The sequence below is a fragment of the Pseudoduganella dura genome (genome assembly GCF_009727155.1).
Lineage (GTDB): Bacteria > Pseudomonadota > Gammaproteobacteria > Burkholderiales > Burkholderiaceae_D > Rugamonas > Rugamonas dura.
In genome coordinates this window covers 1,693,825-1,710,273 of record NZ_WNWM01000002.1, presented here as the reverse complement: position 1 = coordinate 1,710,273, position 16,449 = coordinate 1,693,825, and the positions used below count along the sequence as shown (strand labels likewise).

Sequence of the window (16,449 nt, the reverse complement as noted above, 5' to 3'; positions counted from 1 at the left end):
AACGGTAAAGAGCCTACTCGGCCAATTGGTCATCTATCGGCTTTAAAGGATGGCACGTTACGAGCTACAACCACGCTGTCGCCTAAAGCCTGCCGCGTTCGAGCCCGGATTTCCGTGCCACCAACAAAGGTAATGCCGATTATTGTTGTGCCAGGAATAATGGGGACGAACTTGAGGGCTAGCATGAAGAAAGGCGCGCAGAAGAACGAAATTTTGAGACCAGGAGAGGCAGCTTGGCGTCCACCAAATGGGGCAGCAGAAGGGATGAATGAAGTTGGTGTATGGAAAAAGCGCGAGCCAGCCGAGCGTCAAAAAATACTGAACGGTCACACCCTTGAAGTGGATTCAAGTGGAGCCATTGAATTTGAAGGTCATATGACTCTTGGTGAAGTTGATGAAGGCTATGCACGAAGTCACGGGTGGGGCGAAATACATTGGTCAAGCTATGGTGGCCTACTTATCGCTCTAAAGCTGCAGTTTGGTAAATTTTTGCAATGCGGCTGGGAGAGCCAACCACCTACAATTAGTTCGAATTGGATTGGCTTAAATCAATATGATAGAAAGCTTTGGCGGGGAGTGAAAAGCGAAATTCTTGCAGATTTTCAACTTGCAGAGATTGAGAATCTTGCTGGGTACTGGTATCCAATTTATGCGTTTGGATATAACTGGCTATTGTCAAACGAAAACTCTGCGGATCGGTTAAGTCAGCGTATAGAACAAATTATTTCTCACTACAGTTCTCTAGGGCGAGAGTGTGAGAAGGTTATGGTGGTTACCCATTCAATGGGCGGCCTAGTTGCACGTGCTTGTGCAAAAAAGATTCCTGAAAAAATAAGGGGCATTATACATGTCTGTATGCCAGCCTTAGGTGCGCCTGTTTGCTATCGGAGGATTGCTTGTGGTACAGAAACATTCAGCCCAAGCAACGGAAAACTCGAAAACGCAACAGCAGATGCATTTGCTGAAATCGCAGGGCGTACTTCGGCAGAAACGAATGCAGTTATGGCTCATGCACCCGGGGCATTGGAGCTTTTACCTACACATCTGTATCCCAAGCCTTGGTTGTTTATTCGGCAGAATGATGAAGAAAACAAGAGTGGTTTAGTAGAGAGAATTCCTATTGAAAATCCTTATAAGTTCTATCGAGATGTAACTACTTGGTACCGATTGTTTCAGCCTGAGTTAATTGATCCAGCTAATGAGCATAAAGAGCATGCAGTAAAGAAGATGCAGCAATCGGTTGATCAAGCAGCCAAGTTTCATGAAAAAATATTGGATATATATTATCATCCGAATTCATTTGCTATTTATGGATCTGATTCTCAACACCTATCTTTCGGCCGTTATACATGGATCGAATATGGCAGTCAGAGAGTAACGCCAGATATTCTATTTTTAGGGAAGCAAATTTCGAGTACCTTCAATGGTCATCGGTCAGTAGAGATTAAAGACGGTCGCAATTTACTATTTACTCCTTCTATCCAGGATGAGGATGGGGATGGAACTGTGCCTGCGACTTCTGGTGCTGGAGTTTTGGGGGGAGTCAAGAAGACATTTATGCTTTCCGGATTCGATCATCAAAACGTATTTTCTAATTCTTCAGTAATGATGTTGACCTTTCAGTTGATAGCTAGGGCTATATTGGAATCATGAATATCTCAATAAAATTATTATTTTTGGCGTCTATGGTTGGAATGCCGACTGTGGGAATATCAAGGAATTTTTCTGTTGGGAGGTCGGATATGCGAGTTGATGAGAAAAACATGGCGATTAAAACAATTTGCGTAGGAAGGTTTGCAGTAGATGTTCCGGAAAAATTCGAATTTTCTTACGGTGATGCTAGGGTTTCTGGTGTGCAAATTTCGTCAGATAAGTCTGAAACTATGGAGGAATTCAATGCCAGGATTATTGAGAGAAATATAGAATTAGCTGCGCAAAAAAATGAAAGAGATTTAGCTAGTCTGGAGAATGTGCGTGATTTAAAAATGCAGCATGCTACTGGTAAAATATTCTCCTTCGGTCGCAACTGGAGTTATCATATTGCCCATGGAAAACGAGTGGATAATGAATGGTTTTCGATTGAAGCCCTAGTCAGAATTCAGGAAGTCAGCTTTCGTCTTTTCCTTGAGATCGCTGATAAGGAAGATTTTGATGAGGTTATGAAGATTATTGTAAATATGAGATACCGACAATCCAATGATCTGCCTGGTAAGCCAGGTTTTTGTTTTGATAATGGGATTATCCTTGACACAGTGCCTGTGCCTCTTCCGGCTCATGATCAAGTGCCACGCGAGTCTGTCGTAATGTTTACTGGCGACTCAAAACATCCTGATGTTGCTATTGCCCTTAATTCAATGAGTGGTGTAACAAAGCAAAAAACATTGCTGCAGCGATCAGCGGACAGTTCAGCGCGAATTGATTTTCCGTTCGCATTTCAACCAATATTCGAGGGCCGCCGTTCGATCAATGGCATACCGGGAGAAGAGTCTTCGGAGCGGGTAAAGGAAAATAACGGAACGCGTGCTCATAGTTACAGGTGGGAATCGGATTCGATAAAGACCGACGCCATGAAGCCATTCTTGGTACTTGAGCTCACTACAGGTATCGGCCGCCCCGGTAAACCAGTTAATTCGAGCCTGTCCGACAAGGAAGTACAAGCCTTGTGGGACCAGATATCTGGCTCCCTCCGCCCGCGGCCCGTCAAGGTCGAAACAGCGAAGCCGGAACCTTCAATGCCTCCCGAACGCGCCGAAGCCGGCACGCCTTGTCCTGCAAGCGGCCAGTGGTCATGCGTGGACCACGCCAATGGTTACGATGTCGTCGGTGGCACCACGCAAAAATTTGTCCAAGGCGTCAAAATGCCGCAAGCAGAATTGCTGGGCCCGGAGCCGCTTTTCGGCCGTCGCAAAACATTCACGCTGAGTACACCAACTGTGTGGAAACTGGTCAAGGAGCCGTCATGAAAAACATCATCCGGCTCGGCGATCCAACCTCCCACGGCGGCATGGTCATCTTTGTAAAGGCGACATACTTCCTCGTGGATGGCAAGCCTGTCGCCTGCGTGGGCGACCAATGTTCGTGCCCGGTGCCGGGCCATGGCACATGCACCATCGTGGAAGGCAGCGATAGCAACTCGGTCGACGGCGTGCCAGTCGCCTATGACGGGCACAAGACTTCATGTGGGGCGACGCTGATCGCTACATGCGGAAACTTCAGCGCGGATTAGCGAAAGCTTGCCACCAGCAGCGGCAATTTCGTCATGGTGGCGACATCCCGCGTCAAGTATTCCGCAACCTGCGGCGTCTTATGCTTCTCGGAATCGGCCAACGCGGTGCACGGCACATTGCGCACTGACCCAGAGCGCCCGCTCGTTTGATCTGGCCGATAGCCAATCCCGCGCCCCACATCGATCCCATCCTTGCCCCAACTACCCCAACAACGCTACCATTGAGAATAATTCTCCGCGAGCGCCAGCGCCGTTATTCACAAACGAGCTCGCAGGCCTTGAGCCGGATTCCACGTAAAGAATTCGTGAGTCAGGATGGCTTCCCGGCGAGCTACGCCTTTCGCCGACCTTTCCACCCACCCAACATCACCACCCCGACCAGCAACATCATCCAGCCGCCCGGCTCGGGCACAAGCGCCACGGGAAAATCCACCAGCATCGAGGCATCGTTGAAGAGCATCGTCAGCGTGTGGGAAGAGTCCACCGAGCCGCCGCAGCACACGTTGGCATCGATGAAGGCGCCGACATAAAAGGTCTGGCCGGGAGACAACGTATAGGAAAGGGTTGCTACCGCGGTTCCCGTATCTTCCAGGAACTCGTGGTAGTGCGCGTACATCGCAGGGCCCTGGCCGCAGAACTGCGGGTTGATCGGGCCGGTAATCGGGCAAGTGCTGCCGGTACGGGTGGCCGGATCGTAATTGAATGTGTAGTTGTCGGTGCCGAACAGGCTGACCGCCAGCAGCGAATGATTGCCGGCGAAGTTGGCCGCGTTGGCCGAGATGACGGTGTCGAGTGTTGCGGTCAGCGTCAGGGTGAACGCCGTGGTGCCGGTGTAGCGGTAACCTTGCACCGCCCAGACATTGGCATCGGCCATGCTGGTGCCACCCGATGGACTGACGTAGTTCGGGTTGCTCGAAGCGTATGTTTTCAGGAGCGGCAGGTACGAGCCAGGATCCGCAACCGCCAGCGACCAGGCTTCGCCGCGGATATCGGAGGCGCTGGAACTGGCGCCGGTTGCCCACTGGGTCGTGGTCCCGTTCGGCGGGGTGAAGGTGCCTTGACTCGAACATGACCCTCGATCGGGGAGGTAGCGGCAATCCCAGGTATTGGAGTCCGCATCGGCGGCGAAACTGCTTTGAACGGGCGCGGCGCGAGCTGCCCCGCAGATCAAACCAAAGAGTACTGCGATCGATACAAGCAGCTGGCGCATGGTTCGCTCCCCGGGAACACGGCACATGGATGTCGTACTCTCCGGATAGTAATCCTTGTACATCCCTGGCGCACTCAGCAGTAATAAAATCTCAACGTGCCAGCAACAGGTCCTTCATGTTGACCGCCGCGGACATCGATCTGGGCAATCAAGTCTCCGAATCGCCGCTTACTTTCGCCCGAAATGCGCCTCAATCTCCTCCAACGTCTTCCCCTTCGTCTCCGGCAACAAAAACGCCGCCGTCAGGAAATACACCACCGTACACCCCGCCCACGCAAAGAACATCGTCGCATACCCATACTGCCCCACGGTCGGCAGAAATAGGGCAGCAATCATGGTCGACACAAACTGGTTCACCAGCAGCGCAATGCTCATCCCATTCGAGCGGATGCGAGTAGGCATCAACTCGGAAAGCGCCAGCCAAACACAAACCCCCGGCCCCACGGCAAAGCTGGCGACAAACAAACACATGGCCAACGCCACCTGCCATCCATGCGCGCTGGACGGCACGGCGGCGATATCGGCGCGCTCGATCGTCAACGGCGCCCGCAGCCCCTCGGCCGGATCGGCAAACGGATTCAGATGCAGCTTGCGGAAGAACGCCCCGATCACGCTGTCCGGCTGTACGGTATCCTCACGACGCATGCGCAGCTCCGGCAGCGCCGCATCGTCACTGCGCCGCGTCTGCACATTGGTGAACGGCCCATAGGCATAGGCAACCGTCAGCTGCACCGGCGACCCATCACTAACGCCAAGAGACCGCAGCGTGTCGTCGGACAGCCGCAGCGCCAGCCCATCCGACTGCACGCGCGCCTGCAGCACCGGCCGCACATCCCGCTGCTCCCCCTCGGCGCTGCGGAACAGCAGCCCGGCCGCCAGCAGGGCGGTCACGATCCCCCAGTCCCCAGCATCAGCAGAAACCTGCGCCCCTTCCGGTCGACCAGCACCACGGCAACAACGGTCATCAGCGCATTGAGCACTTTCAGCGCTACATCGGCGGTATTCGCGGCGCTGCCAGGCAAGCCAGCCTGATTCAGGATATTGACCACATACGCCAGCACCGAATTGATACCGGTAGCCTGATTCAGCGCCAGGATCAGGCAAGCCAGCAGGAAAGGCAGCACATAACGGCGGCTCAGCAGCGGTTCGACCGCACGGCCCGAAGAACCCGACGACGTAGCGCCAGCGCCAGCGCCCACACCCGGCGCCAGCGCCAACTGAATCTCGCGCAGCTCAACCTCGACTTCATCCGCAGGCCGCGTACGCAGCAGCGCAGCCCGCACATCCTCCATCCGCCCCCGCCGCGCCAGCCACCGCGGCGACTCGGCCAGCAGCAGGCATCCGACCGTGAACACGATCCCCGGCGTGAGACACCACCAGAAAATACTCCGCCACGCATGATCCTTGGCCGCAAACACGGCCGCCGCGCGTTCCGCCTCCGCCAGCTGCCCCGCCGCGACGGTCGCCGACTCCACCGAATGTGCCTGCAGCAGCCCGATTACCGCCGCCGCCACCAGGCCGATCGTCAGCAGCAGCTGGAACAAGGCAGCGCCGCGCCCGCGATGCCGCGCATGCAAGCACTCGGCCAGATACAAAGGCACTATCACGCCGATCAGCCCACCGCTCACGCCCTGCAGCAAGCGCCCGAGCAGCAGCGGTACGTAGCCGTCCGACAGGGCGATCAGCGGAATGCTCAGCGTGAACAGCACGCCGGCCAGCGTCATCGCCCAGCGCCGCCCGATCCAGTCGGCCAGGGCGCCGGCGAACAGCGACGACAGCACCGACCCCAGGAGCACCGCGGCCACGATGAAGCTGAGCTGCTGCGCGCTCAGGCGCCACGCCATCGAGGCGGTGGATTCGAGATAGGGCAGGGCGCCTGCGATGATGCCCACGTCGATGCCGTACAGCAGGCCGCCCAGCCCCGCGATGAAGAGTAGGAATCCCATGGCGCCCTATCGTTGTAAGTTTTACGGCTGGTTGGAGGAAAGGTCGATGGCTTCGCCTTCGACGAAGACGGCCACCGGTTGCAGGTCGGCGTCGAGCACCACAATGTCCGCCCAGGCGCCGGGCGCCAGGCGGCCGCGTGCGGCCTCGCCGAGGTAATCGGCCGGGTATAGCGACAGGCGGTTCGACGCGTCGGCCAGGTCCAGCCCGAGGCCGACGAAATTGCGCAGCGCCTGGTCCATCGTCAGCACGCTGCCCGCCAGCGAGCCGGTGGCCAGGCGCACGCAGCCCCGGCACTTGTAGACCAGCTGGCTGCCCAGGCCGTATTCGCCATCGGGCATGCCGGTGGCGGACGTGGCGTCGGTAATGCCATACAGCCGGGGGATGGCGCGCAGGGCGGCGAGGATCGCGCCCGGCTGCACGTGCTGCAGATCGGGAATGATCTCGGCATACTCGGCATGGGCCAGCGCCGCGCCGACGATGCCGGCCTCCTGGTGGCGCAGCCCCGTCATGCCGTTATACAGGTGCGTGAAGCCGGCCGCGCCGGCCTTCAGCGCGGCCACGCCGTCTTCATACGTGCCGTTGCTGTGGCCGATCTGCACGCGGATGCCCAGCGCGTTCAGCTGCGGGATCAGCGCCAGGTGGTCGGCCACCTCGGTCGCCAGCGTCATCACGCGGATCGGCGCCAGCTCGTGGTAGCTGCGCACCAGGTCCATGCTGCCCACCACCACCGCGTCGGCGGGCTGCGCGCCCAGCCGGTGGATGCTGAGGAACGGGCCTTCCAGGTGCGCGCCCAGCATGCGCGCGCCGCCCGCTGGCCGCTGTTCGATAACGGGCGCCATGCCGCGCAGCGCGCGGCGGATCGAGTTGTCGGTGGCGGTCATCGTGGTGCCCAGCATCGCCGTGGTGCCGTGCCGCGCATGCGCTCGCGCGATGGTGGCGGCGGCATCGCCGCCCTGCATGATGTCCGCGCCGGCCGCGCCGTGCACGTGCAGGTCGATGAAGCCGGGCAGGATGGTCAGCGCGGTGTCCACGCTGCTGTCCGCGCGGATCTCGCTGATGCGCTGGCCGAAGTCGATACTGCCGTCGATCCAGCCGCCCGGCGTGAGAATGCGTCCGCTCAGCATGGCGTCATCCGGCGATCTGCAGTTCGATGCCGGCCTGCAGCAGGCCGTCGCGGTATTCGTCGCTGATGCCGGCGTCGGTGATCACGGTGTGCACGCGGTCCAGCTGCACGATGCGGTGCAGGCTCACGCGGCCGAACTTGGAGGCGTCGGCCAGCACGATGATTTTTTTCGCCCGCTCCACCATCTTGTGGTTCAGGCTGGCCTCCGCCTCGTGATGGGTGGTCACGCCGAACTGCAGGTCGAAACCGTCCACACCGAGGAACAGCTTGTCGAAGCTGTAGGCCTGCAGGCAGGCTTCGGCCTGCGTGCCCTGGATGGACAGCGACTGCTTGCGCAGCAGCCCGCCGGTGAGGATCAGGTCCACGCCGGGCGCGTCGGCCAGTTCCCAGGCGATGTTCAGGCCGTTGGTCATCACGGTCACGCCCTGCGCATCGCGCAGGTGGCGCGCCAGCGAGATGGTGGTGGTGCCCGAATCGATGATGATGTTGTCGCCCGGTTCCACCATGCGCGCCGCATGGGCGCCGATGCGCGCCTTCTGCTCGTGGTTGATGGCATCCTTCTGTGGCACCGTGTGCTCGGTGGGCGGCGTGCGCGCCAGCGTGGCGCCGCCATGGCTGCGCGTGGCCAGGCCTTGCGCTTCCAGCGCCGAGAGGTCGGTGCGGATCGTTACCGCCGAAACGCCCAGCCGTTCCACCAGTTCGTTGACCTGCACCGAACCATGTTGGGTGAGCGCCTGCAGGATCGTGGCGCGGCGTTGGCTGGTATGTCGCATGTTCGTGGTACCGATATAAAAAAAGTTCGCGGATTGTGTTCTAGAAGATCGCCGCCGCGGTTTCCGCCGACGCGCCGGCGGGCACTACGTCATCGGCCGCCGCATTGCGGTTGCAGGCGCGCGCATACTGCGCCAGCAGCCGGCCGATCTTGTGCTCCAGCAGCGCGCCCGCGCTGGCCGCCAGCCGGCCCTGCAGCACCTCCAGGTACTGCTCCGGCAGGTGCTGGCTGAGCAGCGAAAGCGGCATGTCCACCGCATCGAGGTTGGCCAGCAGCTTCGCCACCGCGGCGGCCACCGGCGCCTCGCCCCAGTAATACCGGCAACGGTCGCTCAGGCCATAGCGGCGCAGCAGGCGCTGCTCGGCCATGGTACCCGGATAATGCCTGGCCCAGTGCGCGGGTTGGCGCTGCATCGCTTCGTCCAGCACCTGCATCAGGCGCGAGGCCTGCCCGGGCGGCACCAGCTCCGCCTCGATGTGGCACAGCGAAGCCAGGCCTTCCCGCAGCGCGAACGTGGCGGCCGGGCCCACCTTGAGGATGGCGAAATGGTCGCGCACCATCCGGTGCAGGGCCGACTCGCGCTGGTAGTCGGTGGAGTGCGCCTCGAACACGATGCCCGGCTGCCCCGCCACGAACGCCGACAGCGCCGCCGCCTGCGCCGCATCGTAGTGCTGGATGTTGCTGTGGTCGAAGTCTACCCCCGGCTGCACCACCATGGCAATCACGCGGCGCCAGGCGGCATGCAGGCCCCGGGCCAGGAACGCCTGGCGGTGCACGTCGAGCGTGCGGCGCGCCGCTTCGGGCGCGGTCACGGCGCCGGCCTGCGCCAGGTTCGCCTCGCCGCCCGGCACCGGCACCTCGGTGCCGATCACGTACAACGGCGGCGGCAGGCCCGCATCGGCCGCGGCCTGTTCGGCCACGATGCACAACTGCGCCGAGCGCGTCGCGATCAGCTCGTCGCTCAGAACCTGCGGATCGTCGGCGCAGCGCATCGAGCAGTCGAGGTGGATCTTGTGGAAGCCGGCCGCCGCGTAGGCCGCCACCAGCGTTTCCGCATTGTCCATGGCCGTGGCGGCATCGAGCCCCTGCCACGCGTTCGGCCCGAGATGGTCGCCGCCGAGCACCAGCCGCTCCAGCGGAAAACCCTGCGCGCGCGCCAGCTCGTGCACGTAGTCGCGGAATTGCGGCGGCGTCATGCCGGTGTAGCCGCCGAACTGGTCGACCTGGTTCGACGTGGCCTCCACCAGCAGCACGGTGCCGTAGGTGGCGGCCACGCGCATGGCGGCGCGCAGCACGCTCGGGTGGCTGCAGCACACGCTGTACAGACCCGCGGCTTCGCCGCGGCGATGGGCAGCGATGACCTGCTGGACGGGGGAGGGGGAAACGTTATTCGTCATGATCACTAGCTCAGTCAATCTCGGTCGTCATTTATCGGGTTGTTGCCGCGCCAGCAGCGCCGCGCCGCGCGCGCCGCCGGCGTCGCCGAAGGCGGGCGGCAGCACGGCGGGCGTGCACACGCCGTGGAACAGGTGGCGGCCGATCGCCGCCGGCAGCCGCTGGTACAGGTGCGCCAGCTGCGACAGGCCGCCGCCCAGCACGATCGCATGGGGATCGAGCGACAGCACCAGGCTGGCCAGCGCATGCCCCAGCAGGTCGGTGTGCACGTCGAGCGTGCGCAGGGCGATCTCCGATCCGCCCTGCGCGCGGGCGACGATGGTCAGCGGCATTTCGTCGCCGCCGCCGAAATGGCGGTGCATGCGACTCAGGCCGGGGCCGGACACATAGCGCTCCAGGCAGCCGCGCCGCCCGCATGGGCAGTCCAATAGGGGCAAGCCGTACTGTTCCAGCTGCGCCGCCGGCAGCGTCCAGTGGCCCCATTCCCCGGCCACGCCGTTCGCGCCGCGCAGCAGGCGGCCGCCCACGCAGTAGCCGCCGCCGGCGCCGGTGCCGAGGATGGCGCCGAACATCGTGGGCAGGCCGTCGGCCGCGCCGCCCTGCGCCTCGGAGAGGGCGAAACACTGGCAATCGTTGCCGATGGCGACCGGGCGCCCCAGGGCCTGGCGCAGCGACTCGGCCACCAGCCGGCCGTTCAGTGCCGGCACGTTGGAGCTGAGCTGGCGGCCGGTGGCGTTGTCGACCACGCCGGGCAGGCCGATGCCCACCGGCGCGCGCAGGCCCAGCGCCGCGTCGGCCCGGGCCACCAGGCCCTGCATGGCCCCAACAAATTCGGCGAAATCGGTGCCGGGCGTGGCGATCCGCTCCCGATGCGCTTCATGCAGCGATGCCCCGTCGCCATTGCCGGCAACGAAGGCCACCAGTTCGATCTTGGTGCCGCCGATGTCGATGCCGTGGTAGCCGCGTTCAGGATTCGTCATGGCGATGGATGGTTACGCCCTGCACCACGCGGTTCACGATGCCGCCCGTGAACGGATTGTCGGGCCGCAGCCCCAGCAGCGCCGACTGGTGCAGCGCGTACTGCTGCGCCGCCAGCAGCCACAGGGGCGCCAGCCAGGCGTCCGGCCAGGGCGGCGTGTCGATGCCGAACTCGCCGCCCGTGCCGATGGCGAGCACGGCGTGGGCCACCCCATCGCGCCGCAGTTCGGCGAGCAGGTCTTCCTCATAACGGCGCGACAGCGCATCGGCACTGCGGAACAGCAGCACCAGCGTTTCGCCGTTCACCGCGGCCTTGGGGCCGTGGCGGAAGCCCAGCGCGCTGTTCGCCATCGTCATGACCCGGCCCGCGGTCAGTTCCATGATCTTCAGCGCCGCTTCCCGGGCCAGCGCCTCGAGAGGACCGCTGCCCAGGTAGATCACGCGCGAGACTGGTTGCGCAGCCAGCGTGGCCACCGGTGCCGACCACCCGTCGATGGCCTGCCGGCCCAGCTCCGCCAGCGTGGCCATGTGCTCCGGCTGGAAGTCCGGATCGAGCGCGCACAGGGCCGCCAGCAGCATGCAGCTGAAGCTGCTCGTCATGGCGAAGCCCCGGTCGCAGCTGGCGGCGGGCATCAGCAGGTTCAGGGTGCCGGCATCGTGCTCGCCTTGCCGCGCCAGCGCCCCTTGCGCATTGCAGGTGATGTTGAGGAAGCGCGCGGCCGGCGCCAGGTCGCGCACCAGCTGCACGGCGGCGGTGCTTTCCGGGCTGTTGCCGCTGCGGGCGAACGACACCAGCAGCGTGGGCGCGCCGGCTTCCAGGTACAGGGCGGGGTGGGTCAGCAGGCTGGTGGTGGGAATCGCACGCACCTGGCACGGCCAGGCGGCATTGATTTCGTCCGCGATGATCTCGCCCACGTAGGCGGAGCTGCCCGCGCCGGTGAGGATCACGGTCTGGCGCGGGTCGCGCAGGCTGTCGCCCAGGAATGCCTGGATGCGCTCCCGCATGGCGCCCAGGTGCGTGGCCAACGCTTCCCAGAGTGCGGGCTGGTGGGCGATTTCTTCCGCGGTATCCAGGCCGCCGATATCGCGCCAGCCGGTGCTCGTTCGCTCGAATAAGGTAGTCATCGAAAGAATTTTCTGTTGAGGTTGGAACGATAGTGAAGTTTTATTTTCGAAAAGTCAAATACGAAAGCAAAAAGAAAGTTCGTGACACGATGGCGTTCCAGTCGTGTACCAGTTTTGCCACGAATTCGAAAGTAATCAAATCGATTGCGAGCCAATACGAAAGATATGAACGAATTTTCTTTTATTTTTTCTTTCTTTTTGTTGACCCCGTTTGCTTTTATTTCTAGAGTAATTACAGGGTCTTTCGAACGTAAAACGAAAACATAAACCGACGGAGAGTTGAGCATGCATCACACCCGCTTCAGATTACGCAACAACGCGATTCGCCAGGCGACGGCGGTCCTGGCCGGGCTGGCCATGGCCGCCGCGGGCAGCCCTGCCATCGCCCAGTCGAACGCCACGACCACGATCTACGGCGAGGTGGCGTCGCCCGCGGGGGCCACCGTGGTGCTGGAAAACCTGGATACCGGCGCGCAGCGTTCCCTGGTGCCCGATGCGGCGGGGCGCTACGTGGCCAACTCCATGCCGCCCGGCCGCTATGCGCTGCGCGTGCTGCGCAACGGCACGGTGGACGATACACGCGAGATCGAGGCGGTGGTGGGCAGCGGCGCGGAAGTCAACTTCCGCGGCAAGGAGGAAGCGGGGCAGACGGTGGTGGTGCGGGGCGCACGCACGGTGATCGATGTGTCCAACACGAACAACGGCGTGGTGTTCACGGCGAAGGAACTGCGCACGCTGCCGGTGGCGAACGACGTGGCGTCCGTCGTGCAGCTCACGCCCGGCGTGGCGCGCGGCACCAACAGCCAGTACGGCAACGCGCCCTCCATCGGCGGCTCCGGCCAGTCGGAAAACGCGTTCTACGTGAACGGCTTCCCGGTCACGAACATCCTCACGCAGGTGGGCGCTTCCGAACTGCCGTTCGGCGCCATTTCCAACCTGCAGGTGCTGACCGGCGGCTATGGCTCGGAATTCGGGCGCTCCACCGGCGGGGTGGTGAACATCACCACCAAGAGCGGCGGCAACGACTTCAAATTCGGCGGCAAGCTGTCGACGATACCGGGCGGCCTGAAAGGCTCGCCGAAGAATACTTACTACCCGAACACCGGCGCGAACCCGGCCACCGACGGCAAGCTGCTGTACTGGAACGAGGACAACACCAGCACCAGCAAGGTCGCGGGCCTGTACGGCAGCGGCCCGATCATCCGCAACCGGCTGTTCGCCTTCGTCGCGCTGGAGCGCACGAAAACCGACAGCGAAAGCATCGGCGCCACCAGCGACGCATCGGCCACCGCCCTGAGAACCGGCTGGAGCCGCGGCGAATCCACCGTGGACCGCGCCACCGCCAAGATCGACTTCAACCTCACCGAGGACCACCGCTTCGAATACACCAAGCTGTACGACCGCACCAGGTCGAGCAGCCGTGCCTACGGCTTCAGCTACGACACCAAGGCGCGCAACGACGTTCCCGGCAACGCCGGCGAAAGCACCACCAACTGCTGCGGCGCGGCGGCGGCGCCGGGCGCCAACATCGATATCTTCAAATACACCGGCTACATCACCGACAGCCTGACCGTGACGGCCCTGTACGGCAAATCGCGCACCGGCCACGTGCGCACGCCGGCCGGCTACGATCCATCGCTGCCGCAGGTCTCGGCCGGCACCACCGTGCAGGTGCCGGGCCTTGCCTACCCGACGCCCCAGACGGTGACCGGCAACCTGGTCGACCCGGCATCGAGCGACCGCCAGAAGGGCCGGCGCCTCGATATCGAATACCGCCTCGGCAACCATTCGCTGCGCGGCGGCATCGACCGCATCGACGTCGATTCGATGGTGGGCTTCACGCTGGCGGGTGGCTACCGCTGGAGCTACCGCAAGGCCGCCGATCCGAGCCGCCCGATCAACGGCGCGTTCGAGACGCCGGCGCAGGGCGGCGGGTTCGGCGCGCAGGGCTATTACGTGAGCCGCGACGTGTACTCCAACCTGGCCAATCCCACGAGCGAGCAGTCGGCGCAATACATCCAGGATCACTGGCAGGTCACGCCGCGCGTGCTGCTGGACCTGGGCCTGCGCCGCGAACAGTTCACCAACTACACCAGCACCGGCGACGCGTTCATCTCGCAGCGCAACATGCTGGCGCCGCGCCTGGGCGCGACGTGGGATTTCAACGGCGACGGCTCGGTGAAATTCTTCGCCAATGCCGGGCGCTACCACCTGCCGGTGCCGTCGAACCTGTCGAGCAACATGGCGGCGCCGTTCACGTCGACCAGCGAACTGTTCACCTACACCGGCGTGGACCCGGTCACCGGCGCGCCGACCGGCCTGCACCAGATCGGCAAGCCGTATTCCGCCAATAACGCCTATGGCCAGAGCCGCAACGCGCGCGAAGTGACCGCGATCGGCCTCGAACCGCTGTCGCAGGACGAGCTGTCGCTCGGCTTCGAGAAGGCGCTGAGCAAGCAGCTGGTGATCGGCGCGAGCGGCCTGTATCGCCGCCTGAACGATACCAACGACGACACCTGCGACCAGCGCCCGATCGACGCCTGGGCCGCGCGCAACAATGTGGACACGGGCAACTGGGGCGGCTTCCAGTGCGCCATCATCAACCCGGGCCGCGACAACGCGCTGTGGATCGACTTCGCCGATGGCCAGGGCGCGCGCCGGGTGGATATTTCGGCGGCCGAGTGGGGCACGCCGAAGCCGGCGCGCACGTACAAGGCGCTGAACTTCTTCGTCGAGCACCCGTTCTCCAACGGCTGGTATGGCAAGCTCACCTACACGCTCTCCGCGCTGAAGGGCAACATGGAAGGCCAGACCGATACCATCGGCGGCGGCGACGTGGGCCTGACGGTCAGCGACGACCACAAGGAGCTGATGTACAACGCCTACGGCTACCTGCCCGGCGACCGGCGCCATTCGATCAAGGCCTACGGCTTCGCGCAGGTGGCGCCGGAATGGACCGTCGGCGGCAACCTGAACGTGACCTCGGGCGCGCCGCGCAACTGCATCGGCGAACTGCCGGCGGACCTGAAGTGGGACCACGACTACGGCGCCGCCTACTTCTACTGCAACGGCGTGGCCACGCCGCGCGGCAGCCAGGGGCGCCTGCCGTGGCAGGCCCTGCTCGACGTGAATGTGGCGTACATGCCGCGCTTCGCCAGGGGCCTGAGCCTGAAGGTGGACGTGTTCAACCTGTTCGACCGCCAGACCGTGCAGCGCTACAACGAAACCCGCGAAGACGGCGGCGCCATCGCCAAGAACTACCTGCAGGTCGCCAGCCGCACCGCGCCGCGCTCCGTGCGCCTGACCGCGGAATACCAATTCTAGGAGGAAGCCATCATGAAACAACGTCGCACATTCCTGTATTGCGCTGCACTGTTCCTGGCCGGCTGCGGTGGAGGTGGTGCCAGTACCGGCACCGGCCCGACGGCCGCACAGACGCAGGCCGCCGTGTCGCAACCGGACGCCGCGCCAGCCGCCAGCGGTACCACGTCCACCGTGGCGCTGGCCGGCAACGCCTTCATCACCGCGGCGCCGGCGTCGGCGGAAATCAACGACAACGGCCTGGCCAACTGGACGAACGCCGGCACCGTTGCCAGCGCCTGGTTCCGTATGGCTTCCGCGGGCGCCGTGACGCTGGCGCTCGATGCGCGCCTTGCCGGCAGCAATAACAGCACGATCCGCGTGACGGTCAACGGCACGCCGTTCACGGTGGCGCTGGCCGGCGCCACGAGCAAGACCTACCCGGTCGGTACCGTCAACGTGGCGGCGCCCGGCTACGTGAAGGTGGACCTGCAGGGCGTCAGCAAGGATGGCGGCTACTTCGGCGACGTGTCCGCGCTGAAGGTGACGACAGCGTCCACCGTGAACTACGCCAGCGACCCCGCCAATTACTACTGGTCGCGCCGCGGACCTTCCGTGCACATGGGCTACACCACGCCGGCCAATACCGAGTACTTCTACAACGAGATGACCATCCCGGTCGGCCAGGATCCGGCCGGCTCCTACTTCATGGCCAACGGCTTCAGCGGCGGCTACTTCGGCATTCAGGTCAAATCCGCCACCGAGCGCTGGATCCTGTTCTCGGTATGGGATGCCGACAGCGGCGCGAAGACCACGCTGGTGGGCAAGGGCGCGGGCGTGGTGGACAACAGCTTCGGCGGCGAGGGCACCGGCGGCCAGGCCTACCTGGTGTACAACTGGATCGCTGGCAATACCTACCGGTTCATTACCCGCGCGCGGCCGGACGGCGCCGGAGCCACCCTGTTCTCGGCGTGGTTCTTCGCACCGGAGACGAACAGCTGGCGCTACATGGCAACGTGGAAGCGCCCCGCCACGAATACCTATCTCACCGGGAACCACTCGTTCCTCGAGAATTTCATCGACACCAACGGCTTTGCGGGGCGCCGCGTGCTGTACGGTAACCAGTGGGCGCGCAACGCGAACGGCACGTGGTCCGAAGCGACCGCCGGCCGCCTGACGGGCGACGCCACCGTGACCAACGCGCAGCGCATGGATTACGCGGGCGGGCTGGAGAATGGCCGGTTCTACCTGCGCAACGGCGGCTTCTTCGCGGATTATGTACCGGTCAACCAGAACTTCAGCCGGCCGGCGACCGGCCAGCAACCGGCGGTGGACGTCAATAGCCTGCCGCAATAACGACAACAAGGAGAACC

13 protein-coding genes are annotated in these 16,449 nt (G+C 63.0%); 5 read left to right on the top strand and 8 right to left on the bottom strand.

Features of this window, described 5'->3' with window-relative positions; genetic code table 11:
- The first annotated feature begins 183 nt into the window (after positions 1 to 183).
- Genes GJV26_RS07660 through GJV26_RS07650 form a run of 3 tightly spaced genes read left to right on the top strand, consistent with a single transcriptional unit; the run spans position 184 to position 3,226 of the window.
- Positions 184 to 1,653, top strand: a complete 1,470-nt coding sequence (locus GJV26_RS07660; protein ID WP_173346164.1) for an esterase/lipase family protein — start codon at positions 184 to 186, stop codon at positions 1,651 to 1,653.
- Positions 1,650 to 2,963 carry a T6SS immunity protein Tli4 family protein gene (locus GJV26_RS07655; protein WP_155708309.1) on the top strand — a complete coding sequence of 438 codons (1,314 nt, stop codon included), beginning with the start codon at positions 1,650 to 1,652 and terminating at the stop codon, positions 2,961 to 2,963. Before GJV26_RS07660 ends, GJV26_RS07655 begins: the two co-directional genes overlap by 4 nt.
- Positions 2,960 to 3,226, top strand: a complete 267-nt coding sequence (locus tag GJV26_RS07650) for a PAAR domain-containing protein (protein WP_155708308.1) — start codon at positions 2,960 to 2,962, stop codon at positions 3,224 to 3,226. The genes GJV26_RS07655 and GJV26_RS07650 overlap by 4 nt, the downstream gene beginning before the upstream one ends.
- Before the next feature lie 331 nt (positions 3,227 to 3,557).
- Here the strand turns inward: GJV26_RS07650 and GJV26_RS07645 are convergent, their stop codons facing one another.
- The 8 genes from GJV26_RS07645 to GJV26_RS07615 all read right to left on the bottom strand — a co-directional run bounded on the left by GJV26_RS07645 (position 3,558) and on the right by GJV26_RS07615 (position 11,776).
- Positions 3,558 to 4,436, bottom strand: a complete 879-nt coding sequence (locus GJV26_RS07645; protein ID WP_155708307.1) for a PEP-CTERM sorting domain-containing protein — start codon at positions 4,434 to 4,436, stop codon at positions 3,558 to 3,560.
- 168 nt (positions 4,437 to 4,604) lie between these two features.
- Positions 4,605 to 5,327, bottom strand: coding sequence for an MFS transporter (locus GJV26_RS30130; protein WP_371866448.1), 723 nt, complete (start codon positions 5,325 to 5,327; stop codon positions 4,605 to 4,607).
- The gene (locus GJV26_RS30125) at positions 5,324 to 6,382 is read right to left on the bottom strand and encodes an MFS transporter (protein WP_229419203.1); all 1,059 of its coding nucleotides are present in this window, start codon (positions 6,380 to 6,382) and stop codon (positions 5,324 to 5,326) included. The genes GJV26_RS30130 and GJV26_RS30125 overlap by 4 nt, the downstream gene beginning before the upstream one ends.
- Before the next feature lie 21 nt (positions 6,383 to 6,403).
- Positions 6,404 to 7,507, bottom strand: coding sequence for an N-acetylglucosamine-6-phosphate deacetylase (gene nagA / locus GJV26_RS07635; protein ID WP_155708306.1), 1,104 nt, complete (start codon positions 7,505 to 7,507; stop codon positions 6,404 to 6,406).
- A 4-nt stretch (positions 7,508 to 7,511) separates the two neighbouring features.
- On the bottom strand, positions 7,512 to 8,279 hold the full coding sequence (locus GJV26_RS07630; protein WP_155708305.1) for a DeoR family transcriptional regulator: 768 nt from the start codon (positions 8,277 to 8,279) through the stop codon (positions 7,512 to 7,514).
- A 40-nt stretch (positions 8,280 to 8,319) separates the two neighbouring features.
- Positions 8,320 to 9,675, bottom strand: coding sequence for a D-tagatose-bisphosphate aldolase, class II, non-catalytic subunit (locus GJV26_RS07625; protein ID WP_155708304.1), 1,356 nt, complete (start codon positions 9,673 to 9,675; stop codon positions 8,320 to 8,322).
- A gap of 27 nt (positions 9,676 to 9,702) precedes the next feature.
- Positions 9,703 to 10,653, bottom strand: a complete 951-nt coding sequence (locus GJV26_RS07620; protein ID WP_155708303.1) for an ROK family protein — start codon at positions 10,651 to 10,653, stop codon at positions 9,703 to 9,705.
- Positions 10,640 to 11,776: an SIS domain-containing protein gene (locus tag GJV26_RS07615; protein ID WP_155708302.1), complete on the bottom strand. Its 1,137-nt coding sequence runs from the start codon at positions 11,774 to 11,776 to the stop codon at positions 10,640 to 10,642. Before GJV26_RS07615 ends, GJV26_RS07620 begins: the two co-directional genes overlap by 14 nt.
- Positions 11,777 to 12,061: 285 nt before the next feature.
- Between GJV26_RS07615 and GJV26_RS07610 the strand changes: the two genes are divergently transcribed.
- Complete coding sequence (locus GJV26_RS07610) at positions 12,062 to 15,100, top strand: TonB-dependent receptor (RefSeq protein ID WP_155708301.1); 3,039 nt, start codon at positions 12,062 to 12,064, stop codon at positions 15,098 to 15,100.
- 12 nt (positions 15,101 to 15,112) lie between these two features.
- Positions 15,113 to 16,432 (top strand): DUF3472 domain-containing protein, encoded by a 1,320-nt coding sequence (locus GJV26_RS07605; RefSeq protein WP_155708300.1) that lies wholly within the window; start codon positions 15,113 to 15,115, stop codon positions 16,430 to 16,432.
- Positions 16,433 to 16,449: the final 17 nt, after the last annotated feature.